Source organism: Achromobacter sp. GW823-FHT04E03, assembly GCF_058796095.1.
This window is the reverse complement of the sequence record NZ_JBXAIJ010000013.1, coordinates 1-1,359: the sequence shown is the minus strand read 5'-3', so window position 1 is coordinate 1,359 and position 1,359 is coordinate 1. Positions and strand designations below refer to the sequence as shown.

At 61.5% G+C, this 1,359-nt stretch carries 1 protein-coding gene; it reads left to right on the top strand.

The genetic code is table 11. The features are described 5' to 3' along the window. Positions 1 to 33: 33 nt before the first annotated feature. Positions 34 to 1,284: an IS256 family transposase gene (locus AC1RHV_RS31090; protein ID WP_492302722.1), complete on the top strand. Its 1,251-nt coding sequence runs from the start codon at positions 34 to 36 to the stop codon at positions 1,282 to 1,284. Positions 1,285 to 1,359 lie beyond the last annotated feature (75 nt).

The following is a 1,359-nucleotide window of genomic DNA, read 5'->3' as shown; positions in this document are numbered from 1 at the left end:
TTTGGGGCCTAACATGTCGCTCAAGGAGCACGTATGGCTACCAAGAAAAAGACACCCTTACGGGAACTGCCGGCGATACCGGCCGATCTGGTGGATCAATTCGTTAAGGGTCCGATGACCGCCGAGGCGGTACAGGACCTGTCGATGGCGTTCAAGAAGGCGCTGATCGAACGAGCGCTGGGCGCGGAGCTGGGTCACCATCTGGGCTATCCTGCAGGCGGTGAGCGCCCCGAAGACGCCACCAACCAGCGCAACGGCAGGAGTCGCAAGACGGTACTGACCGACGACGGACCGCTACAAGTGGAGATCCCGCGCGACCGCGACGGCAGCTTCGCACCGATCCTGATCCCCAAGCATGAGCGGCGCTTTACCGGGTTCGACGACAAGATCATCGCGATGTATGCCCGTGGCATGACGGTACGCGAGATCCAGGGGTTTCTGGCCGAGCAATACGGGACAGAAGTCTCGCCGGAATTCATCAGCTCGGTGACCGACGCGGTGATGGATGAGGTCATGACCTGGCAGACCCGCCCGTTGGAGACGATGTATCCGGTGGTGTTCTTCGACGCACTGCGGGTCAAGATCCGCGAAGACGGTGTGGTGCGCAACAAGGCGGTGTACCTGGCGCTAGCGGTGCTGCCCGACGGCACGCGCGACATCCTGGGCCTGTGGATCGAGCAGACTGAGGGCGCCAAGTTCTGGATGAAGGTGTTCAACGAGCTTAAGACCCGCGGCACGCAGGACATCCTGATCGCCGTCACCGATGGCCTGAAGGGCATGGAGCAGTCGCTGAACGCGGTGTTCCCGGCCACGACGCTGCAGACGTGCATCGTGCACCTGATCCGCTCCAGCCTGGACTACGCCAGCTGGAAGGAACGCCGGACGGTGGCTGCGGCCTTGAAGCCGATCTATACGGCGGCGACGGTCGAGGCTGCGCTGGCTGCGCTCGCGACGTTCGAACAAGGCCCTTGGGGCCAGCGCTACGCGCCGATCGCAGAGGCGTGGCGCCGTGTCTGGGATCGCGTGATCCCGTTCTTTACGTTCCCGCCGGCGATCCGCAAGGTGATTTACACCACCAATGCCATCGAGAGTATCAACGCGCAGCTGCGTCGGGCGGTGAAAACTCGGGGGCACTTCCCGAGTGACGAGGCTGCCACCAAGTTGCTGTGGCTGGTGCTCAGAAACATCACAGGGGCTTGGGGGAGCGCCACCCATGACTGGAAGGCTGCCATGAACCAGTTCGCCATCATTTACGCCGAACGCTTCACTGACCCGTATCGCTGAGATAGCATCAATAGGCCTGATCGAAACAACGATCAGGCATTTACTGCCTCAAACACAAAAATACTGACACTCCCG

Bases quoted from the DNA above. Each gene is read 5' to 3' on its own strand.
- AC1RHV_RS31090 (WP_492302722.1), top strand. From the start codon at position 34: ATGGCTACCAAGAAAAAGACACCCTTACGGGAACTGCCGGCGATACCG.